14 protein-coding genes are annotated in these 21624 nt (G+C 70.6%); 12 read left to right on the forward strand and 2 right to left on the reverse strand.

Translation table 11 applies throughout. The features are described from left to right. Positions 1–102 precede the first annotated feature (102 nt). Together QFZ67_RS35275 and QFZ67_RS35280 are read left to right on the forward strand one after the other, a co-directional pair. Positions 103–2685: a SpoIIE family protein phosphatase gene (locus tag QFZ67_RS35275; protein ID WP_307665100.1), complete on the forward strand. Its 2583-nt coding sequence runs from the start codon at positions 103–105 to the stop codon at positions 2683–2685. Beyond that, positions 2682–5105 (forward strand): SpoIIE family protein phosphatase, encoded by a 2424-nt coding sequence (locus QFZ67_RS35280; protein WP_307665101.1) that lies wholly within the window; start codon positions 2682–2684, stop codon positions 5103–5105. The genes QFZ67_RS35275 and QFZ67_RS35280 overlap by 4 nt, the downstream gene beginning before the upstream one ends. A 4-nt stretch (positions 5106–5109) precedes the next feature. On the opposite strand, the gene QFZ67_RS35285 is transcribed toward QFZ67_RS35280, so the two are convergent. Continuing rightward, positions 5110–6225 carry a sulfite oxidase gene (locus QFZ67_RS35285; RefSeq protein WP_307665102.1) on the reverse strand — a complete coding sequence of 372 codons (1116 nt, stop codon included), beginning with the start codon at positions 6223–6225 and terminating at the stop codon, positions 5110–5112. Positions 6226–6386: 161 nt separating this feature from the next. On the opposite strand from QFZ67_RS35285, the gene QFZ67_RS35290 reads away from it, so the two are divergent. The 4 genes from QFZ67_RS35290 to QFZ67_RS35305 all read left to right on the forward strand — a co-directional run bounded on the left by QFZ67_RS35290 (position 6387) and on the right by QFZ67_RS35305 (position 10561). Continuing rightward, positions 6387–6863 (forward strand): SPW repeat protein, encoded by a 477-nt coding sequence (locus tag QFZ67_RS35290; protein WP_307665103.1) that lies wholly within the window; start codon positions 6387–6389, stop codon positions 6861–6863. A gap of 101 nt (positions 6864–6964) precedes the next feature. Next, the gene (locus QFZ67_RS35295) at positions 6965–7618 is read left to right on the forward strand and encodes a sigma-70 family RNA polymerase sigma factor (RefSeq protein WP_307665104.1); all 654 of its coding nucleotides are present in this window, start codon (positions 6965–6967) and stop codon (positions 7616–7618) included. A gap of 95 nt (positions 7619–7713) precedes the next feature. Continuing rightward, positions 7714–9123 carry an acyl-CoA synthetase gene (locus QFZ67_RS35300; RefSeq protein WP_307665105.1) on the forward strand — a complete coding sequence of 470 codons (1410 nt, stop codon included), beginning with the start codon at positions 7714–7716 and terminating at the stop codon, positions 9121–9123. Next, on the forward strand, positions 9116–10561 hold the full coding sequence (locus QFZ67_RS35305) for a carboxyl transferase domain-containing protein (RefSeq protein WP_307665106.1): 1446 nt from the start codon (positions 9116–9118) through the stop codon (positions 10559–10561). Before QFZ67_RS35300 ends, QFZ67_RS35305 begins: the two co-directional genes overlap by 8 nt. Here QFZ67_RS35305 and QFZ67_RS35310 read toward each other — a convergent pair. Beyond that, complete coding sequence (locus tag QFZ67_RS35310; protein ID WP_307666086.1) at positions 10558–11565, reverse strand: LacI family DNA-binding transcriptional regulator; 1008 nt, start codon at positions 11563–11565, stop codon at positions 10558–10560. The two genes, QFZ67_RS35305 and QFZ67_RS35310, sit on opposite strands and share 4 nt — an antisense overlap. A 278-nt stretch (positions 11566–11843) precedes the next feature. On the opposite strand from QFZ67_RS35310, the gene QFZ67_RS35315 reads away from it, so the two are divergent. From QFZ67_RS35315 to QFZ67_RS35340, 6 genes are all read left to right on the forward strand, one after another. After that, positions 11844–13130, forward strand: a complete 1287-nt coding sequence (locus tag QFZ67_RS35315; protein ID WP_307665107.1) for an ABC transporter substrate-binding protein — start codon at positions 11844–11846, stop codon at positions 13128–13130. Positions 13131–13142: 12 nt separating this feature from the next. After that, complete coding sequence (locus tag QFZ67_RS35320; RefSeq protein WP_307665108.1) at positions 13143–14123, forward strand: carbohydrate ABC transporter permease; 981 nt, start codon at positions 13143–13145, stop codon at positions 14121–14123. Further along, positions 14120–14980 (forward strand): carbohydrate ABC transporter permease, encoded by an 861-nt coding sequence (locus QFZ67_RS35325; RefSeq protein ID WP_307665109.1) that lies wholly within the window; start codon positions 14120–14122, stop codon positions 14978–14980. Before QFZ67_RS35320 ends, QFZ67_RS35325 begins: the two co-directional genes overlap by 4 nt. 65 nt (positions 14981–15045) lie before the next feature. Then, positions 15046–16302 (forward strand): glycosyl hydrolase, encoded by a 1257-nt coding sequence (locus tag QFZ67_RS35330; RefSeq protein WP_307665110.1) that lies wholly within the window; start codon positions 15046–15048, stop codon positions 16300–16302. A 235-nt stretch (positions 16303–16537) separates the two neighbouring features. After that, positions 16538–18562: an endo-beta-N-acetylglucosaminidase gene (locus tag QFZ67_RS35335; protein WP_307665111.1), complete on the forward strand. Its 2025-nt coding sequence runs from the start codon at positions 16538–16540 to the stop codon at positions 18560–18562. A gap of 30 nt (positions 18563–18592) precedes the next feature. After that, positions 18593–21622 (forward strand): glycoside hydrolase family 38 C-terminal domain-containing protein, encoded by a 3030-nt coding sequence (locus QFZ67_RS35340; protein ID WP_307665112.1) that lies wholly within the window; start codon positions 18593–18595, stop codon positions 21620–21622. Positions 21623–21624 lie beyond the last annotated feature (2 nt).

Below are 21624 nucleotides of genomic sequence, written 5' to 3' on the forward strand. Positions count from 1 at the left end.
GGAATTTGAAGGGACAACTTCCTGTGTGTAATTTTACTCGGCCGATGGGTGAAATGTTCCATTCGGCAGCCCAGTGGCCGTCGGTGCGGGCGGGGCAATGAGATGCGCCGCACTGCCGCCGGGGAGCATGCTGGCTGTGTGAACTGGTACGGGGCGGCCGGGCACGCACCGCTGAGCGAGAGCGGGTCGCCGCCCGGGAAACCGAACACCACCGGCCGGGTTCCGGACGAACTGGCCATGGTGCTCGCACAGGCCGCCGTCAGCGGAATCGAATCGGTCGGCGGATACGCAGGCGGCATCTATCTGCGCTCCCGGACGCAGGGGCTGCTCCGCCTCGCCGTGCTCGCCGGGTTGCCGGCCCGGCTCTTCCGCCCCTGGTGGCGCATGCATGTGAACCGGCCGTTCCCGGTGGCCGAGGCCCACCGATCCGGCCAGGCCGTCCATCTCGCCGACGCCGAGGAAGCCATGCGCCGCTTCCCGCAGCTGATGGCGGGCATGCCGTACCCCTTCGGCTCCCTGTACGAACCGGTCGTCAGCGGCCGCGAGAAGTACGGGGTGCTCGTGGTGCTGCGCCGGGCCACCCCCGGAAACGCGGTCAGCCAGAGCGACCGCCGACGGCTGAATGTCGCCGCAAGGCGCCTCAGCGGCGCCCTCGCGGAGCTGGGCGCGGACGGAACGCTCGTCGAGTGGGACGGTGAACCGGTCTCCGTCCAACTGCCCGCGGCCACCACGCCGCCGGTGCGGATCGGTCGCTTCGACTGGGACCTCGACAGTGGCTCCATATCCGCCGACGAGGAGCTGTGCGCGATCCTCGGCAGCGACCCCGCGGCCTTCCCCGGCACCGTCGAGGCGCTTGCGGCGCGGCTGGCGCCGGAGGACGTGTACGGACTGTGGACGATCGCCCGACAGGCGGTGGAGTCGGGCCGGCCGGTGGCGCGCAGGATGCGGCTACGGGGACCCGACGGCCGACCTCACCTGCTGGAAATCTCGGGCCGCGCGCTCTCGCCGGGCGACGGCCTCGGCAGTCATCTGACCGGCTTCCTCGTGGACCTCGGCGTCGGGCCGATCGCCGCCGAAGCCACCGACCGGCTCCCGCGATGCATCTTCTCGCTCGACCGCCTCGGCCGGATCACCCACATCAACCACAGCGCGGAGACCTTGCTCGGCCACGCCCGGTCCGAGCTGGCCGGGCGCGTCCTGTGGGAGGCACTGCCGTGGTTGGGGCACCCTGGCTACGAGGACCACTTCCGGGCCGCACTGATCTCCCACGAGCCCGTCCACTTCATGGCCCAGAGTGCCTCCAAGGAGTGGATGTCCGTCTGGCTCTACCCCGGCCACGACGGAGTGACCCTCACTGCCGCCGCTGAGGACCAACCCGCGTACTCGCCCGAGTCCGTCACCCTGCCGGGCACGGGACTCGGCTCCTCCGCGGACCGCGCCTCCGCGCTGTACCGCCCGGTCGCCCTGGCCATCGCGCTGACCGAGGCCGTCACCGCCCGTCAGGTGTCCGCCGTGGTCACGGAGGAACTGCTGCCCGCCTTCGGCGGCCGGCAGCTGGCGATCTACCTCCTGAACGAGCGACATCTCTACCTCGCCTGGGAGACCGGTTTTCCTCAGGGCTTCCTGGACCGATTCGACGGCGTCGGGCTCGACGCCCGGCTGCCCGGCGTGGAGACCCTCACCACCGGCCGCCCCATGTTCTTCGAGTCCATGGAACGCCTGGCCGTCGCCTACCCCGGCATACCCATGGACGCCAACGTGGGCGCCAGGGCCTTCCTGCCGCTGATCGCCTCCGGGCGTCCCGTCGGCTCCTGCATCCTCGGCTTCGACCAGCCGCGCGGCTTCAGCCCCGAAGAGCGCACAGTTCTCACCGCGCTGGCCGGACTCATCGCACAGGCCCTCCAGCGAGCCCAGCGCTACGACACCGAGGCCGCCCTCGCTCGCGGCCTGCAGGCCGCTCTGCTGCCGCACCGGCTGCCCGTACTGGAACACGTCGACACTGTCGGGCGGTACCTCCCGGGCACCCAGGGCATGGAGGTCGGAGGCGACTGGTACGACGTCATCGAGACCGACCGGGGTGTTGCCCTGGTCATCGGCGACGTACAGGGACACGGCGTCGCCGCCGCCGCCACCATGGGCCAACTGCGCAGCGCCGTACGCGCCTTCGCCCTCAACGTGCACGATCCGCAGCAGGTGGTGGCCGGCACCAACCGGATGCTCATCGACCTCGATCCCGGCCAGTTCGCCAGCTGCTGCTACATCGTCCTCGACCCGTCGACGGGCGCGACGCAGGCCGTGCGGGCCGGGCACCCGCAGCCCCTGCTGCGACACGTCGACGGTCGCACCGAGGTCCTGGACCTTCCCGGCGGCGTCGTGCTCGGCGTCGACGTCGACGCGTCGTACCCCGTCACCGAACTGCAGCTCGAGCGGGGCGAGGTCCTGGCGCTGTTCACCGACGGGCTGGTGGAGCAGCCGGGAAGCGACATCGACCTCGGCATCGACCAGCTGCGCAGCACACTCGCCGAAGCCGGCTCGTCCCCTCTCGCCGAGACGGCCGACCGCCTCATCCGCGAGGCTCGGCACGCCACCGACCGGCCCGACGACATCGCACTGCTGCTCGCCGCCCGCTGGACCGAGGCCTCGTCGGCGCACGGGGCCGGGGCCGGAGCGAGGCGAGCGCCATGAGCACGCTGAACGCAGCCGAGAATCGCGGCTTCCGCGGTCCCCTCGACGTCACGAGAGCGGCCACGGCCGTACTGGACACCCACGGCACCGTCGTCGGCTGGAGCCCCACGGCCCAGGAGCTGCTGGGCTACCCGTCGCACGAAGTGCTCGGGCACCCGATCGGCGCCCTGGTGGTGCACCCCGCGGGCGGGCATCGCACGGCCGCGGACCTGCCGTCGGGCGCCCCGTTCTCGCGCCGACAGGTGCTGCCCATGCGGCACCGGGACGGCCGTACCCTCCGCGTGGCCACCGCGGTGCTTCCGCTGTCCCACGCGGGAGCCGGGCCCGCCCGGGTGCTGAGCCTGGCCGACGCGGACGAGACGGAACAGTGGGAGGCCCTGCAGGCGATGCTCCGCGGCCTGGCCACGCAATCACCGGTCGGCCTGGCCATCTACGACACGCAGTTGCGGGTGGTGTGGACGAACTTCGCCCTGGTCCAGGAGATGGGCAATTCCCAGTACGCGGGCATGGGCCCGGACGACATGGTGACCCATGGCGAGGTCCTCTCTTCGCGGTATCCGGCGACTCTGGAGGAGGTCATGCGGAGGGTGCTGGTCACCGGCGAGCCCGTCATCGAGCTCCACTACCGAGGCCGCCCGCCCGTGGACCCGGACCACGACCATGTCTGGTCGTGCTCCTACTACCGGCTGCAGGACGCCGGGTCCTCCTCGCTGGGCGTGTGCGAGGAGACGGTGGACATCACCGCCCGCTATCTCGCGCAGCAGCGACTGGACCTTCTGGTCCGAGCGGGGGGACAGGTGGGCACCACCTTGGACATGGCCCGCACTGCGCAGGAGCTCTCCGCTGTCATCGTCCCGCAGTTCGCCGACGCGGTCACTGTCGACCTCCTGGAGGAAGTCCTGGGCGGCGAGCAGCCCACGCCGGGCAGCGAGCCGACGAGTAGCGTGGTCCGGGTGTGGGGAGCGCCGGGACAGGAGGCGCCGGGCCCGAACGAAGCCCGGCCCGCCCAGCGGATCGACTTCCCGCCGGACTCGCCCCAGGCCCGCAGCCTCTCCTCGGGGCGGTCCGTACTGGAACGCCGGCTGGTCACGCCCGGCAGTGACGGGCGAGTGCCCGGGAGCTCGCGGCTGGTCGTGCCCCTGCGTGCCGAGGGCGCCACGCTGGGAGTGGTCACCTTTGCGCGGGACAGCCACCCCGACCCGTTCGACGCCGGTGAGGTGGCGGTCGCCGACGAGCTGGTCGCCCGGGCCGCCGTATGCATCGACAACGCCCGCCGCTTCACCCGCGAGCACGCCGCCGCCCTCATGCTTCAGCGCAGTCTGCTTCCGCAGACTCTGCCGCGGCTCACCGCCGTCGAGATGGCGTACCGCTATCTGCCCGCGGACAGCAGGGCCGGAGTCGGCGGCGACTGGTTCGATGTCATCCCCCTGTCGGGCGCGCGGGTCGGTCTGGTCGTGGGCGATGTGGTCGGCCACGGTCTGCGCGCCGCAGCCACCATGGGTCGGCTGCGCACGAGCGTACGTGTGCTCGCCCGGCTCGACCTCGCGCCGGACGAGCTCCTCGCGCGCCTGGACGACCTGATCGGCCAGACCGCCGACGAGCACGACGCAGCCTTCACTGAGAGCGACAGCGGGACGGACCATGACGGGCTTGGGGTGACGTGCCTGTACGCCGTGTACGACCCGGTGTCCGGACTCTGCAGAATGTCGCGCGCCGGCCATATCCTCCCTGGCGTCGTCGACCCGGCAAGCGGCTCGGTCACCTTCCCCGACCTGCCTGCGGGCCCGCCCCTCGGTCTGGGAGGCCTGCCCTTCGAGAGCGCGGAACTGATACTGCCGGAAGGCAGCCTCGTCGCCATGTTCACCGACGGCCTCGTCCGGGGCCGGGGCCGGGACGTCGACGCCGAATTCGACCGGCTCCGCGCCGTCCTCACCGAGCACCGACGCCCGTTGGAGGAACTGTGCGACCAGGCGGTGGGGCCGCTGCAGCCCGGTTCCGTGGACGACGACGCCGCCCTGCTGCTCGTACGCACGCGCACGCTGGACCGCCACCAGGTGGCCGCATGGGAGCTGGAGGCCGATCCGGAGGAGGTCGGCCGGGCCCGGGCCGCGGTCGCCGAGCAGGTCGGCGAGTGGGGCCTTGACGACCTCGTCTTCACCACCGAGCTGGTGGTGAGCGAGCTCGTCACCAATGCCATGCGGTACGCCTCCGGCCCGATTCAGCTGCGGCTCATCCGCGAGCAGACGCTGATCTGCGAGGTCTCCGACACCGGACACACCTCACCCCATCTGCGCCACGCCGGCAGCGACGACGAAGGCGGCCGGGGTCTCTTCCTCGTCGCGCAGATGACCCTGCGGTGGGGCACGAGGCACACATCCGCGGGCAAGACGATCTGGGCCGAGCAGGCGCTGCCGTCGTGAAGATCTAGTTCTCCAGACACAGCACGGAGATCCGCTGGACCAGGTTGTTGGCGAAGCCGCCGCGGTTCCATGGCTGGGTGAGGGGCTGAGTGTGGCCTTCGGCGTCGGTGGCGCGGGCGCTGAGCACATGGCTGCCCGGCGTGGCGGCCCAGGAGGACTGCCAGCGCCGCCAGGCCCACCGGTGGCCGTCCGCCGGGGCGAGTTCGGCCTCGCGCCAGGAGCTGGTGCCGTCGGTGCTCACCTCCACCCTCGTCACCGGGGCGTGCCCGGACCAGGCCCGGCCCTCCAGTGGCACCTCACCGGCGCGTACGACACGGGCCCGGGACATGAAGTCGGGGAACCCGGGCGGGATCATCAAGGCTCGTGGCGCGATCAGGGTGACCGGTTCGCCGGGGTCGTCGGCCTGCTGCCGGTAGCGGTAGGCAACCGTCTGCTGGAAGCCGGTGAACGGGGTGTCGGTGAGGGCGATGTCGCGCAGCCACTTCACGTGCGCCATGCCGTACCAGCCGGGGACGATCAGCCGTAGCGGACTGCCGTGCTGCGGCGGCAGGGGCCGCCAGTTCATCGCGTACGCCACCAGCACCTGCGGATCGTCGCCCATGGCCAGGGGCAACGGCAGACTGCGCCGGTAGTCCTGCTCGACACCGCGCTCGACGCCATGGTCGGCTCCGGTGAAGACGGCCTCGACGGCATCCGCATCCGCCCCGGCCTCGGCGAGCAGCGTGCGCAGCGGCACCCCGGTCCACTCGGCGGTTCCGACCGCCTCGACCAGCCAGGGCTGGCTCACCGGGCGCGGCGAGAGCCGGGCCCGGCCGTTGCCCGCGCACTCCATCGTCACGCGCTGGGTGGCTGCCGGGAACGACCGCAGCGTCGCCATGTCCAGCGTCAGCGGAGTGCGCACCCGGCCGCTGACGGTCAGCTCCCACCCATCGGCGTCGGCCGCGGGGATGTCGTAGTGGACCAGGACATAGTGCAGTCCGGCCGGGGTGAGGTCGTAGCGCATGGCCTCCAGCGGAAGCCCGTGATTGCGGGCCGCGAGGGCCAGTTCGTCCAAACCGATGCCCTCGTCGGGCGCGGCGACGCGCCCTGGTGCGCTGATGTCACCGATGCGTCCCTCCATGACCCCATGGTGCTCTTCTCGCCAGGTCCGGGCACCCCGTGGAGCGGCCGGAGAAGTACCGGCCAAAGGTGCTTGGTCCCACCGGTTGACTGGAATGCCCGAGCAAGCGTTATATCGGAGTTAAAGGGCAGATAAAGGCTTCTGAATGGAGGCGGCCCGCAATGACCACCCATCCGAGCATCGAGCAACACCCCGATCTGGCCGAGATGCGCTCCCGGTTCGAACGGGCGACCACAACTCCCCGTGCCCAGGCGATCGAGACACTCGCCCTGCTGACCGGCCTGTACCTGGCCGCATCGCCGTGGATAGCCGGGTTCAACGGCCTCACCACGCTGGCAGTGTGCAACCTGATCACCGGCGCCGCCTATGTCCTGTGCATGGGCGGGTTCGGCTCGGCATACGAGCGGACACACGCCATGGCCTGGTGCGCGATAGTCATCGGAGCATGGACGATCATCTCTCCGTGGGTCGTCGTCGGTAACGTCGACACGACTCGGACCATCGTCAACAACATCATCGTCGGCGCTGTGGCCCTGCTGCTCGGCCTGGCCATGGCCGCCATGGACGTCCGCGCACCCGCTCGCCTGCGAGCCCGCGCAGGCTCCCGCGGCGACACGGGCGTCGCCCCGATGCGCTGACGCGCACGCACGGAAGGCACTGATCACATCGATTCGTTCCGGATCACCGGCTGAGACGCGGTGGGGTGCGGATACCGCACCCCACCGTGATGATGGTCGCGATGGATGACGTGGATGTGCTCCCGGAGCCGGAACTGCCGGCCGCGGCCCGCCGGGGTGACCCGGCGGCCTTCGAGGAGCTGGTCGACAGCCACAGGCGCGAGCTGTACGCCCACTGCTACCGGATGCTCGGCTCGGTGCAGGACGCCGAGGACGGGTTGCAGGAGTCGCTGCTCGCGGCCTGGCGTGGCCTGTCCGGCTTCGAGGGCCGCAGTTCGCTGGGTACGTGGCTCTACCGCATCAGCACCAACGCCTGCCTGCGGCTTGCCGCCCGCCGCCCCCGGCGGATCCTCTCGCCCGACCACGGCCCGCCGCGGAGCGACACGGCCGACACCCTCACCGACAGCCGGACCAAGCCGTGGCACGACACCACGCGCATCGTCCGGCGCGTGGACGCCCACCAGCAGATCGCCGAGCTCAAAAAAGGCCCTGGCCGCGACATCCTGGTCTTCGGCAGCCGCACCCTGTGGAACGATCTGCTCGCCGCCGGCCTCGTCGACGAACTCCACCTGATGATCGGGCCGGTCGTCGTCGGCGGCGGGACGCCGGCCTTCGGTGCCGGACCGGTGCCCCCGCTACGGCTGCTGTCCACGCACACCTGGGACGGCACCGACAACATGCTCGTCCGGTACGCACCCGGCGACCGGGCTTCGTAGCCGGTTTTCACCCAGCGGACGGCGTGCGGAGGGATCATCGTGATGCCGGGCTTCGGACGACCGGTCAGACTCGACGACAGCAAGGAGCACGACGCGTGTCCCCTCTCTTCCCTGCCCTCGCCGCCCGGTCGCCGCTGCCCGCCCTCCGGTTCGGCGACCGGTCCCTGACCCACGCCGAACTGGCCGCGGCGGCAGGCTCGCTGGCCGCCCGGATCAGCGATGCGCGCAGGGTCGCGGTCTGGGCGACGCCCACCCTGGAGACGGCGGTGGGCGTCGTGGCCGCGCTGCTGGCGGGTGTGCCCGCCGTACCCCTCAACCCGAAGACAGGCGAGCGCGAGCTGGCCCACATCGTCTCGGACAGCGCGCCGTCACTCGTACTGGCGGAGCCGGGCGCCGAACTGCCCCCGGCGCTCCGCGCCTTGCCGCGTACGGACATCGAGACCACCGCGGCGCGAGCGCCGCTGCCGCCCGAGCCGTCCGCCGATGCGCCCGCCCTCATCGTCTACACCTCGGGCACCACGGGGCCGCCCAAGGGCGCCGTGCTGCCGCGCCGCGCGATCACCTCCACCCTGGACGCCCTTGAGGACGCCTGGCAGTGGACCTCCGACGACGTCCTCGTCCACGGCCTTCCGCTCTTCCACGTCCATGGGCTGATCCTCGGCATCCTCGGCCCGCTGCGCCGCGGCGGCTCGGTGCGGCATCTGGGACGGTTCAGCACGGACGGCGTGGCGCGCGAGCTGGAGTCGGGCGCGACGATGCTGTTCGGCGTGCCGACGATGTATCACCGGATCGCTGAGGCACTTCCCGGCGATCCGCGGCTCGCGAAGGCCCTGGCCGGAGCCCGGCTGCTGGTCTCCGGCTCGGCCGCGCTGCCCGTGCACGACCACGAGCGGATCGCGGCGGCGACCGGCCGCAGGGTCATCGAGCGGTACGGCATGACCGAGACGCTCATGAACACCTCGGTGCGCGCCGACGGCGAACCGCGTCCCGGCACGGTCGGCCTGCCCCTCAAGGGAGTTGAGCTGCGGCTGGTCGACGAGAGCGACGGCATCGGAGAGATCCAGGTGCGCGGGCCGAACCTCTTCACGGAGTATCTGAACCGGCCCGACGCGACCGCGGCGGCCTTCGACGGCGGCTGGTTCCGTACGGGGGACATGGCGAGCCTCGACGCGGACGGGTATGTCCGGATCGTCGGCCGCAAGGCCACCGACCTCATCAAGAGCGGCGGCTACAAGATCGGCGCGGGCGAGATCGAGAACGCCCTGCTCGACCACCCCGGCGTACTGGAGGCGGCGGTGACCGGGGAGCCGGACGCGGACCTGGGCGAGCGGATCGTCGCCTGGATCGTGCCCGCCGACCCGTCCGAGCCACCCGCGCCCGAGGAGCTGTCCGCGCATGTCGCAGCGCAGCTCGCCCCGCACAAACGCCCTCGTGACGTGCGCTTTCTCGACGCCCTGCCGCGCAACGACATGGGCAAGGTCATGAAGCGGGCCCTCCATGGCTGACCACCTCACGGCCCGTGATGCCGTCGCCCGGGTGACATCCGCCTTCACCGAACTGCCCGTCCCCGAGGGCATGTCCGCCCCCGACGGCCCCATCGCCTGGCAGGGATACGACGAGCAGCGCGCCCGCGCCGCGAAACGCACCGGCGAACAGGAGTCGGTCGTCTGCGGCACCGGCCTGGTCGGAGCCACCGAAGCGGTGCTGATCTCCTTCGAGTTCGGCTTCCTGGGCGGGTCCCTGGGCGAGCGGACCGGCGACGGGCTGGAGGCGGCGCAGATACATGCGCGAGAGCGACGGCTGCCCGTCGTCTCGCTGATCGCTACCGGCGGCAGCCGGATGCAGGAGGGGATGCGCGCCCTGGCCCAACTCCAGCGCGTGGCACGGCAGTCCGCACTGACCCGCGCCGCCGGGCTGGCGCAGGTCGCGGTGGTGCGCGACCCGACGACGGGCGGCGGCTGGGCGACACCGGGCGCGGGCGCGGACGTGATCCTGGCGCTGCCCGGCGCCCAGATCGGCTTCGCCGGCTCGCGCGTACGCCCGACGGAGGCGGATCCGCACGCGTACACCGCGGAGGCGCAATGGGCGGCGGGCCATGTCGACGCGGTGGTGCGGCAGGAGGAGCTGCCCGTGACGCTGGAACGGTGGCTGAGGCTGCTGACCGACGGTTCCTCGACGCCGATGACAGGCGGTTCCTCAACGCCGCTGCCCGCCGCGTCCGATGCCGCCGGGCGCCCGCCGGCCGCAGGCCAGGCCGCCGAGTCCAGCCACTTCCTCCAACCCGCGCCGCCGCCCCGGGCCCTGGGCCGTGCCGGGCTCCCCGCCACCGGCTGGGACGCGGTGCTCCAGGCCCGTTCCCCCGGCCGGCCCCGCGCCGCCGCCTATCTCGACGCGTACTTCGAGAGCCGCGAGTCGATCAACGGCGACCGCTGCGGAGGTGTCGACCCCGGGATGCTCTGCGGCTTCGGCCTGCGCGAGGGCCGGACCATCGCGTACGCCGCCCAGTGCGGCACCCCCACACTCCCGGCCGGCTACCGCACCGCGGCCCGGTTGATCCGCCTGGCCGACCGGCTGTCCGTCCCGGTGCTCACCCTGATCGACACACCGGGCGCCGCCAATGACGCCGACGCGGAACGCGCGGGAGCGGGCGCCTCCATCGCGGACCTGTTCGGCGCCGTGGCCACCGCCCGCGTGCCGGTCACCAGCCTGCTGATCGGCGAGGGCGGCTCCGGCGGCGCACTCGCGCTCGCCGCACCCCGCAACACCTGGGTCACGCCGGACAGTTACTTCTCCGTCATCGCCCCGGAGCTGGCCGCAGCGATCCTCAAACGCGGGCCCGATGCGACTCGCGCGACGGCCGACCAGCTTCGCCTGCGCCCGCAGGACCTCGTGGAGCTGGGCATCGCACGTGGCATCGTGCCCCGGGAGGCCCCGGCAGGTTAGTCGCTACCCGTCGGCGCTGTGCTCTCGCGCTCGATGAGCTGGGGGAGAGGTACCTGGACGGCCCGGGCCGCGCCGCCGTCGAGCAGCGCGGTCAGCTCCTGCGCGGCGATCCGCCCGAAGGCGATCGTGTCCCGGGAGAGCGCGGTCAGCCAGGGGTGGACCATCCGGCACAGGACCGAGTCCTCCCACGAGACGATCGACACATCGCCGGGGACGGACAGGCCGAGGCCCGCCGTCACGGTCGCTCCGGCCGCGGCCATCACATCGTTGTCGTAGATGAGCGCCGTGGGCGCCGAGTCACCCGCCAGCACCCGGCGGGTGACCGCGGCGCCCTCCGTGTCGGAGTAGTCCGTGGTGACCGAGTGGACCTCGGTCAGTCCGCGCCGGCCGGCCTCGGCGCGCAGGGAGCGGATGCGCCGGTCGGTGTGGGCGAGTGAGGGCAGACCGGCGATGTGCACGATGCGCCGGTGGCCCAGGTCGTAGAGCCGGCCGACGATGGAGGCCATCGCCCCGGTGTCGTCGGCGCGCACCTGAGAGAGATTGGGATGCTCGTCCGGCAGCCCGCCGATGACGACGCCGGGGAGCCCCAGTTCCTCCAGGAGCTCAGGGCGTGGGTCGTCGGTGCGGGGGTCCACCACCAGGACTCCGTCGACCCGGTGCTCGGCCCACCAGCGCCGGTAGACGGCGCATTCGGCCGCCACATCGTCCACCACCTGGAAGAGCAGACCCAGTTGACGCTCCGCCAGGACTTCCTGGATGCCCGAGATCAGCTGCAGGAAGAACGAGTCCACACCCAGGGTGGTGGCCGGCCGCGCCACCACCAGGCCGACGGTCGCCGCGCCTTCGCCGGACAGCGCGCGGGCGGCCGTGCTCGGCCGCCAGCCCAGTTGCTCGGCGACCCGGCGGATCCGGTCGCGGGTGATCTCCGAGACGCCCGGGCGGTCGTTGAGCGCGAAGGACACGGCGCTCTCCGACACACCGGCGCGCTGGGCGATGTCCTTCATCGTCGGGCGGCGCACCGGGGCGCGCCTGGCCGGCGAGGTGTCCTTGCCGGAGGGGGTATTCGCTGCCACCCGTGCCCCTTTTCGCTGCGTACTAATGCGCTTGAGCACCTGCACTCTAAAGCGCATTAGCTGATCACGGCAAGCGACTGTCGATAATGCTCTGACCTGCGCTAATACTCATGGCTGCGCATTAGTTGACGCGAATGTCTTGACTTCCCCGGCGGTTCGCTTGCAAGGTCTGCTGGCGTAACCAGGTCCGAGCAAAGGAGCCGATCACCGTGCGCATCCCCCGAAGGGCACTCGCCGCTGCCGTCGTCGTCGCCACCGCCCTGCCGCTCAGCGCCTGCGGCGGCGGATCGGAAGCCGGCTCGTCCGACGCCTCCGGCAAGGTCGAAGGGAAGATCACCTTCCAGACGTGGAATCTGCAGGCCAACTTCAAGGACTACTTCAACGGCTTGATCGCGGACTTCGAGAAGAAGTACCCGGGCACCGACGTCAAGTGGGTCGACCGGCCGGCCGAGGGCTACGCCGACAAGATCAGCGCCGATGCCGCGGGCGGCACCCTGCCCGACGTGGTCAACGTCTCCCCGGACCTGGTGGCGCCGCTCGCCAAGGCCGGACTCGCGCTCGACCTCGACAAAGCGGCGGCGCAGTACAAGAAGGAGTATCTGCCAGGTGCGTGGGCGAGCCATCAGATACCTGGCATGGAGGGCACATACGCCTTCCCCTGGTACCTCAACACCGGCCCGCTCTTCTACAACAAGCGGCTCTTCAAGGAGGCCGGGCTCGACGCGGAGAAGCCCCCGGCGACGTACGACGAAGTCTTCGACTCCGGGCTGAAGCTCGCCGAGAAGAGCAAGGGCAAGATCGCGACCCTGGCGAACGTGCCCACCATCGAGGACTTCGGCCGCTACGGTGTCCAGCTGACGAACAAGGAAGGCACCGGCTTCGCCTTCAACGATGCCAAGGGCGTCGAACTCCTCACCCGCTACAAGGAGTTGTACGACGCCAAGGCGCTCGACGGGCAGGCGCTGACCGCGACCCCCGAGTCCGCCGGCAAGAAGTTCCTCACCGAGGCCGTCGCGATGAACCCGGGCAGCGCGCTGGACCTCGGCAACTTCAAGAAGCAGGCGCCGAGCCTCTACAAGAACATCGGCATCACGGACCAGATCAGCAGCACCGGCAAGGCCAATATGTACGTCATGGGCGTGATGGTGAACTCCCGGTCCAAGCAGAAGCCCGCCGCCGTCGCCTTCGCCCACTTCGTGACCGACGCGACCCGCCAGATGGAGTTCGCGAAGAAGGTCGCCATCTTCCCGAGCACCGCGGGCTCCCTCGACGACCCGTACTTCACCAAGGAGGACGGTACCGACGAGACGCGTGTCCGTATCGCAGCCGCCAAGTCGCTGAAGACCGCGGTCAATTACACGCCCGTGCTGTTCAGCGACCAGATGAAGACCGAACTGCGCAATGAGGTGGCCAAGGCGCTGCAGGGCAAGGAGAGCCCAAAGGAAGCGCTTGACAACGCTGTCAAGGCCTGTGACCGGCTGCTGCAGCAGAGCTGAGCCGAGTCCGCGATGAAGACCCCCACGACGCCCACCGCCTCCACGGCGATCTCGTCGGAGATCACCACGGCGGGTCAGTCGGCCTCGAGCCTCGGCTCCGACGGCCGCCGGCTCGCCCGCGGGATCAGGCGCCATCTGCCGTCCAGCCCCTGGCTGTTCGCCGCGCCCGGCATCCTGATCGTCGGCGCCTTCAGCCTTTATCCGTTCTTCAGCACCTTGGTCAACGCCTTCACGGACCGGCGGACCCTGGTCCCCGGCGAGTACGTGGGCTTCGCCAACTTCGAGGAACTGATCCACGACGAAATGTTCTGGATCGGGCTGCGCAACAGCACTTTGTACGTCCTCGGTGTCGTCCCCGCCCTGGTGATCCTGCCGCTGCTGCTCGCGCTGCTCGTCCAGCGCCACATCCCCGGCATCACCTTCTTCCGCTCGGCCTTCTACACCCCGGTCGTGGCCTCCATCGTCGTGGTCGGCCTGATCTGGGTGTGGATGCTCGACGACCGAGGGTTGATCAACTCGCTGCTGGACGCGGTGGGTGTCGGCAAGGTCGGCTTCCTCAGCGACCAGTGGCTGCTGCTGTGCAGCGCGATGGCGGTCACGGTCTGGAAGGGCCTCGGCTACTACATGATCATTTATCTGGCCGCGCTGGCCAATGTCCCGCGCGAGCTGCACGAGGCCGCCGCGGTCGACGGAGCCGGCCCCGTACGCCGCTTCTTCACCGTCACCGTCCCCGCCGTCCGCTCCACCATGGTCCTCGTCGGGGCGCTCTCCTCGGTCGCCGCCTTCAAGGTGTTCTCCGAGGTCTATCTGATGGCGGGACCCAGCGGCGGCCCGGCGGGCCAGGACACCACGCTCGTGATGCTCGTCCAGCGCGTCGGCACCGGACTGACCGGCCGCGTCGGATACGCCTCAGCCATCTCGGTCGTCGTCTTCGTCGTCACCGTCGCGCTGATGCTGCTGGTGCTCCGCGCCGACCGCAAGGAGGACGCGTGAAGACCGTCACGATCAACGACGGCGACGGCAGGCGTATCCCCGGCTGGCAGCTCGTACTGCGATACGTACTTCTGCTCGCCGTTCTGGCGCTGACCGTCGGGCCCTTCCTGTGGCAGCTGTCCACCTCGCTCAAGGGCCCGCACGAGGACATCTTCAGCTCGCCGCCGAAGTTCCTGCCGAGCGATCCGACACTCGGCAATTACACACGCGTCGCCCACACCATCCCGGTCTGGGACTACGCGCTGAACTCCCTCAAGGTCGCCTCCGCCAATGTGCTGACCAATTGCGTCGGCGCCTCGCTGGCCGGCTATGCACTGGCCCGGATGCGCTACCGCGGCCGCCGGGCCGCCACCCTGGCGTTCATCCTCGCGATGCTCGTACCGGTGGAGGGCATCATCATCGCCCAGTTCACGACTATGCGGGACCTCGGCCTGAACAACACTCTGATCGCCGTGCTGCTGCCCGGCTGCATAGCCGCGATGAACGTACTGCTGATGCGCAACGCCTTCCTCAACCTCCCCTACGAGGTGGAGGAGGCGGCCTTCGTCGACGGTGCCAATGCCTGGCAGCGGTTCGTCAGGATCGCCCTGCCCTCGGTCAAAGGCACCCTCGCCGTGGTCGCGATCTTCGCCTTCATGGGCGCCTGGGACGACTTCCTGTGGCCCCTGATCGTGCTGAGCGACCCCGAGAGCTTCACGCTGACCATCGGCCTCAACTATCTGCACGGCACCTTCGCCAACGACGAACGCCTCGTCGCCGCCGGCACGATCATCGCCGTACTCCCGCTGATCATCCTCTTCGCCTGCCTGCAGCGTTTCTTCTTCCGCGGCGTCGGCGAGGGCGCGGTCAAGGGCTGACCCGCCCCGCACCCCACCGCCCCCTCGCACTTCACCGCTCCAGAGAACCAGGACACCCCTTCCGTATGAGCTCTTCCGGTCCGCGCTTCGGCGCCAACTACACGCCCAGCCAGGGCTGGTTCCACCACTGGCTGGACTTCGACATCGACGCCGTACGCGCCGACCTGGACTCGATCGCCGGCCTCGGCCTGGACCACATCCGGGTCTTCCCGCTCTGGCCGCTCTTCCAGCCCAACCGCACTCTGATCCGCCCGCGCGCCGTCGAACAGCTCGTGCAGCTCGCCGACGCGGCAGCCGAGCGCGGCCTCGACGTCAATGTGGACGGTCTGCAAGGACACTTGTCGAGCTTCGACTTCCTGCCGGCCTGGACGCAGACCTGGCACCGGCGCAATATCTTCACCGACCCGGATGTCGTCGAGGGGCAGGTGGAGTATCTGCGTACGCTCGCGGCCGCTCTCGCCGACCGGCCGAACTTCATCGGAATGACCATCGGCAACGAGGTAAACCAGTTCGCGAGCGGCCCCCACCCCGACCCGGACCGCATCACCCCGGAGCAGGCGGGCAGTTGGCTGCGGCGGCTGCTCGACGCCTGTGAGGAGGGCGCACCCGGCAGGCTCCATCTGCACGCCGAGTACGACGCAGCCTGGTACCAGGACGACCAGCCCTTCACGCCCGCCCACTCGGCACGCATCGGTGCGGCGACGGCCGTGCACTCCTGGGTCTTCAACGGCACCGCCCAGCTCCACGGGCGCGGGGGAGTTGCGACCGAGCACCACGCGGCGTATCTGATCGAGCTCTCCAAGGCGTGGGCGCTCGACCCGCACCGGCCGGTGTGGTTGCAGGAGGTCGGCGCGCCCGCGCCACTCGTCCCCGCCGAGCACGCCGCCGCCTTCACCGAGGCGACCGTGGCGACCGCGCTGGACTGCCCGGACGTGTGGGGCGTCACCTGGTGGTGCTCCCACGACGTGTCGCGCTCGCTCGCCGACTTCCCCGAACTCGAGTACAGCCTCGGCCTGTTGACCAACGACCGGCAGGTGAAACCGGCCGGCCGCTCGATCGCGCGCATCGCTGAGGAGTGGCGGGGGAAGGAACACCGTCCCGCGCCACGCACCACCGCGCTCGTCGTCGACACCGGTGACGACGAGACGGCGCCCCAGCGAGCCACCTGCGCACCCGGTGGCGCCTTCTTCGAGGCCTTCGCCCGGCTCACGGCGGAGGGTGTCCGGCCCACCGCGGTCCTAGCGAGCCGCGCCGAGGACAAGGAGCACCTTGCTGCACGAGGCATCACCGAAGTGGTCACCCCGGGGCAGGTCGGCGCATGACCTTTCCCCTACCCGCCCCTTCCCGAACCGGGGGCAAGCCCCCAGACCCGCCCCCTACGCCCTGCGGGCGTGGGGGGACCCCCAGCACGCCCTTCGGGCGTTGTCCTCAATCGCCGGACGGGCTTGAATCCCGCCCGTCCGGCGGAAACTCCAGCCCCGTCCCCCCGGACGAAGTCTGGGGGAGATTGAGGCGCGGGGTCTGGGGCGGAGCCCCAGTCAAGAAACGGAGCACACCATGACGCCCCACCTCAGCCGACGCGCCTTCCTCACCGCATCCGCGGCGGCAGCCGTGACCCCGGCCCTCCCGCAGGGCACCGCGTCCGCCGCGACAAAGGCGGCCACCGGCGCGCCGTACGCCTCCTACTGGTACCCCGACACGTTCCCCTCCGGTACGCCGGGCCCGGGCATCACCTGGCGCAGCCTCAAGACCTGGAGGGCCGAGGACGACACGGACCTGGCGTTCAACAGGTCGGCCGTGCCGCTCGCCAAGCGGTTCACGCCGACGCCGGTCAACACCACAGCCCGCGGCGGTCAGGCCCGGATCCAGTCCCTCGTCTCCTTCGGGCCCACCTCCAGCAACCCCTCCCAGGGCGCGGCCACCGCCGACTACTACGCCCTGACCCACTGGTCGTACCTCGATGAGCTGGTCTTCTGGGGCGGTTCGGCCGGGGAGGGCCTGATCCTCGCACCCAACGCGCCGATCGTGGACGCCGCGCACCGCCACGGTGTGCCCGTAGTCGGCAATGTCTTCCTGCCGCCCGTCGCCTATGGCGGCGATCTGCGCTGGACCCGCGATCTTGTCCAGAAGGACCCCTTCGGCAGATTCCCGCTTGCCGAACGGCTCGTCGCACTCGCTGCGGCGTACGGCTTCGACGGCTGGTTCATCAACGCGGAGACCGGGGGCGGCAACAGCGCGCTCGCGGCCGACATGCTCGGCTTCGTGAAGGAGCTGAAGTCGCTGAGCACGCCGAAGGGGCTGCGCGTCTGCTGGTACGACTCGATGACCGTGAACGGCTCGGTGAGCTGGCAGGGCGCGCTGAACGACCGGAACAAGGCGTTCTTCCAGGCCGCCGACTCCATGTTCGTCGACTTCCGCTGGTCGCGGTCCAGCCTGGCCTCGTCGGGGCGGGTCGCTCAGCAACTCGGCCGAAGCCGCTATGAGTTGTGGGCCGGGGTCGACGTCGAGGCGAGCGGCTGGAACAGGTCCGTCGACTGGGACGCCATCATTCCCGAGAACACGGCGGACATCGTCTCGCTGGGCTTCTACCGGCCCGAGTGGACCCGCAACCACCTGCCTGCCGCCGACCGCACACCGGCCCGGTTCCACGCCGCCGACGACCGGTTCTGGAGCGGGCAGTCGCTCGACCCGTCGCGGCCCACCCCCGGCGACACCTGGCGGGCCCCGGCACTCGCCGTCGCCGACCGCTCGACCGTGGACACCGTGCCGTTCGCGACCGTCTTCAACACCGGCCACGGACTGCGCTGGTACGAGGGCGGCAAGGTGACGTCGGACGCGCAGTGGAACCATCTCGGTCTCCAGGACCGCCTGCCGTCCCGCCAGTGGGTCGTACGCACCAACGGCCGGCGCCCCTCGGTCGCCTATGACTTCGCCGATGCATGGCACGGCGGCAGCAGCCTTCTCGTCGACGGCTCGCTCAACGCGCCCACCACACTGGACCTGTACGCGACCAGGCTGCCGCTCACCGCTGACACGGTCGTCGAGCTCACCCACCGCGCCGACGCCGGCCGGGTCAACGTCGAACTGGCCGTCGCCGTGGCCGAGCCCTCGGGGCCGGGCGTGCCGCCGCCGTACACCTATCTCTCGGTGGGCACCCTGGGCCCGGGCAGTGGCTGGACCACCTCGACCGTGCGGCTGACCGGCCTGTCCGGGACCGTGCGCGCGCTCGGCGTCCGTCTCACGGCGAGCAGCGGACCCGTGAAATGGCGGCTCGGCGCCCTGGCCGTAAGCGACAAGGCCGCCCAGAGCCCCGCCGCCCCTGCCGAGCTGCGGATCACCGCCGCCACGGGCGGCGACCTGCGGTTCACCTGGCAGGGTGCCCCCGGGGCCGTACGGCACTACACACTGCACCGGCTCCAGCCGAACGGGACACGGCGCTTCCTCGGCGCAACCTGCCAGCGAGCCTTCTTCGTTCCCGGCCTGAAGCCCGAACAGGGCGAGAAGTCGGCGCGGTTCGAACTGCGCGCAGTAGGGGAGCTCTACACCGCATCCACCCCCGCGACCGCCGTCCACCCCTGGTAACCACCACCGAAACCCACGGAGCAGCCCCGCATGCATGACGACCGCACCCTGGTCGAAGCCCGCCTCACGCGTGTTCTCGACGAGCGCATCCGCCCTGCCGTGTACCCCGAATCCGTACCGCTGGAGGTGGCCGTCTGGAACGCGCCGGGCGAGCCCGTCCCGGTCGCCGAAGGCCTAGCCGCCTCGCCCGGGCCGATCGCGGTCGGCGACATGTGGGGCGCTCCGTGGGGCACCAGCTGGTTCCGGGTCACCGGGACCGTACCGGCAAAGTGGGCCGGGAAGACCGTGGAAGCCATCCTTGACCTCGGCTTCGACGAGAACATGCCCGGCTTCCAGTGCGAGGGCCTCGTCCACCGCCCCGACGGCTCCCCGGTGAAGGGGCTCAACCCGCGCAACCAGTGGGTGCGCATCGGCGCGCCCGTAGAGGGCGGCGAGGAGGTGCGGCTGCACATCGAGGCGGCATCGAACCCGGTCATCCTCGACTACCACCCCTTCCTGCCGACACAGCTCGGCGACAAGGAGACGGCGGGCACGGACCCGCAGTACCGGCTGACCCGCATGGATCTCGCCGTCTTCGACGAGACCGTGTGGCAACTGGTGCTCGACCTGGAGGTGCTGGGCGAGCTGATGCATGAACTGCCCGTGGACGGCGCCCGCCGCTGGGACGTCCTGCGCGCCGTCGGACACGCGCTCGACGCGATCGATCTGCAGGATGTGAACGGCACCGCTGCCGCCGCCCGCGAGCAGCTCTCCGGCGTCCTGGCGACGCCCGCCGCACCGACCGCGCACCGCATCAGCGCGGTGGGCCATGCCCATATCGACTCCGCCTGGCTGTGGCCGCTGCGCGAGACGGTGCGCAAAGTCGCCCGTACGACGTCCAACATGACCGCCCTGCTGGAGGACGAGCCGGACTTCATCTACACCATGTCGCAGGCGCAGCAGTTCGCCTGGATCAAGGAGCACCGGCCCGAGGTCTACGCGAAGGTCAAGAAGGCGGTGGCGGAAGGGCGGTTCGTGCCCGCCGGTGGCATGTGGGTCGAGTCCGACACCAATATGCCGGGCTCGGAGGCGATGGCCCGGCAGTTCGTGCACGGCAAGCGTTTCTTCCTCGACGAGTTCGGCATCGAGAACGACGAGGCATGGCTGCCCGACACCTTCGGCTTCGCCGCCGGGCTGCCGCAGATCATCAAGGCCGCGGGCTCCAAGTGGCTGCTCACACAGAAGATCTCCTGGAGCCGGACCAATACGTTCCCGCACCACACCTTCCAGTGGGAAGGCATCGACGGAACCCGCATCTTCACCCACTTCCCGCCCGTCGACACCTACAACTGCTCGATGAAGGGGAGCGAGATCGCCCACGCGGCGAAGAACTTCAAGGACAAGGGCGTCGCCAAGCACTCTCTTGCCCCCACCGGCTGGGGCGACGGGGGCGGCGGCACCACGCGCGAGATGGTCGCCAAGGCTGCCCGGCTGCGCAGCCTCGACGGATCGGCGACCGTCGAATGGGAGAAGCCCGCCGACTTCTTCACCAAGGCAGAGGCGGAGTACGCGAACCCGCCGGTCTGGGTCGGCGAGCTCTACCTGGAGCTGCACCGCGCGACCCTCACCAGCCAGGCGAAGACCAAGCAGGGCAACCGCAGGAGCGAGTCCCTGCTGCGCGAGGCCGAGCTGTGGGCCGCGACCGCCGCCGTACGGGCCGGGTTCCCTTACCCGTACGAGCAGTTGGACCGGATCTGGAAGACGGTGCTGCTGCACCAGTTCCACGACATCCTGCCCGGCTCGTCCATCGCCTGGGTGCACCGGGAGGCGGCGAAGACGTACGCGGCCGTCGCCGACGAGCTGACCGGCATCATCGACGCCGCGCAGCGTGGTCTCGCGGGTGATGCGGCGGCCGGCAAGCAGCTTGTCTTCAACGCCGCCCCGCACGAGCGGCACGGCGTCGCGGCGGGCGGCGCCGCGGTCGCCACCGTCGGCGGCAAGGCCCAGCTGTCGCCGCGGGAGGGCGGCGGTTTCGTCCTCGACAACGGCCTCCTCCAGGTCGAGATCGACGCACGCGGCCTGGTGGTTTCCGCGTACGACATCGGCGCGGAGCGCGAGACGGTAGCCCCCGGGCAGGCGGCGAACCTGCTGCAGATCCACCCCGACTTCCCGAACATGTGGGACGCATGGGACGTGGACGAGTTCTACCGGAACACCGTCACCGATCTGACCGATGCCGACGAGGTCACCGCGGTCGGAGGCTCGGCCTCCGTGCGCGTCGTCCGCAGTTTCGGCGACTCGAAGGTCACCCAGCTGCTGACCCTGGACGCAGGCGCCAAGCGTCTCGACATCGACACCGAGGTCGACTGGCACGAGACCGAGAAGTTCCTCAAGGCGGCCTTCCCGTTCGACATCCACGCCGAGCGGTACGCGTCGGAGACCCAGTTCGGCCACTTCCACCGGTCCACCCACACCAACACCAGTTGGGAGGCCGCCAAGTTCGAGGCATGCAACCACCGCTTCGTGCACATGGAGGAGCCCGGCTGGGGCGTGGCGCTGGTCAATGACTCGACGTACGGCCATGACGTCACCCGAACCGTCCGGGCGTCGGACTCCGGTACGACGACCACGCTCCGCGTCTCGCTGCTGCGGGCCCCGCGCTTCCCCGACCCGGAGACCGACCAGGGCGTGCACCGATTCCGCCATGCCCTGGTGCCGGGCGCGGTGATCGGCGACGCGGTCCGTGAGGGCTTCCGGATCAATCTGCCGGAGCGCAGGGTTGGCGGTGACGCGGGGGTGGCGCCGCTGGTGGCGGTCGACAACGACGCGGTTGTCGTCAGCGCGGTGAAGCTCGCGGACGACGCGAGCGGCGATGTCGTCGTACGCCTCTACGAGTCGGAGGGCGGCCGGGCACGGGCCCTGCTGAACATCGGCTTCGAGATTGCTGACGTGACTGCGACCGACCTGCTCGAGAGGCCGCTCGCCGACGCACCGGAGCCGGAACTGGAGGGCGGCGCGGTGAAGTTGACGCTGCGGCCCTTCGAGCTGGTGACACTGCGCCTGGCGCGCGCCGGGTCATGACC

This window comes from Streptomyces sp. V1I1 (genome assembly GCF_030817355.1).
Lineage (GTDB): Bacteria > Actinomycetota > Actinomycetes > Streptomycetales > Streptomycetaceae > Streptomyces.

What these genes read in the sequence shown, in the direction of transcription:
- QFZ67_RS35275 (WP_307665100.1), top strand. Translation starts at nt 103, where the DNA reads ATGCGCCGCACTGCCGCCGGGGAGCATGCTGGCTGTGTGAACTGGTAC.
- QFZ67_RS35280 (WP_307665101.1), top strand. Translation starts at nt 2,682, where the DNA reads ATGAGCACGCTGAACGCAGCCGAGAATCGCGGCTTCCGCGGTCCCCTC.
- QFZ67_RS35285 (WP_307665102.1), bottom strand. Translation starts at nt 6,225, where the DNA reads ATGGAGGGACGCATCGGTGACATCAGCGCACCAGGGCGCGTCGCCGCG.
- QFZ67_RS35290 (WP_307665103.1), top strand. Translation starts at nt 6,387, where the DNA reads ATGACCACCCATCCGAGCATCGAGCAACACCCCGATCTGGCCGAGATG.
- QFZ67_RS35295 (WP_307665104.1), top strand. Translation starts at nt 6,965, where the DNA reads ATGGATGACGTGGATGTGCTCCCGGAGCCGGAACTGCCGGCCGCGGCC.
- QFZ67_RS35305 (WP_307665106.1), top strand. Translation starts at nt 9,116, where the DNA reads ATGGCTGACCACCTCACGGCCCGTGATGCCGTCGCCCGGGTGACATCC.
- QFZ67_RS35310 (WP_307666086.1), bottom strand. Translation starts at nt 11,565, where the DNA reads ATGAAGGACATCGCCCAGCGCGCCGGTGTGTCGGAGAGCGCCGTGTCC.
- QFZ67_RS35320 (WP_307665108.1), top strand. Translation starts at nt 13,143, where the DNA reads ATGAAGACCCCCACGACGCCCACCGCCTCCACGGCGATCTCGTCGGAG.
- QFZ67_RS35330 (WP_307665110.1), top strand. Translation starts at nt 15,046, where the DNA reads ATGAGCTCTTCCGGTCCGCGCTTCGGCGCCAACTACACGCCCAGCCAG.
- QFZ67_RS35335 (WP_307665111.1), top strand. Translation starts at nt 16,538, where the DNA reads ATGACGCCCCACCTCAGCCGACGCGCCTTCCTCACCGCATCCGCGGCG.
- QFZ67_RS35340 (WP_307665112.1), top strand. Translation starts at nt 18,593, where the DNA reads ATGCATGACGACCGCACCCTGGTCGAAGCCCGCCTCACGCGTGTTCTC.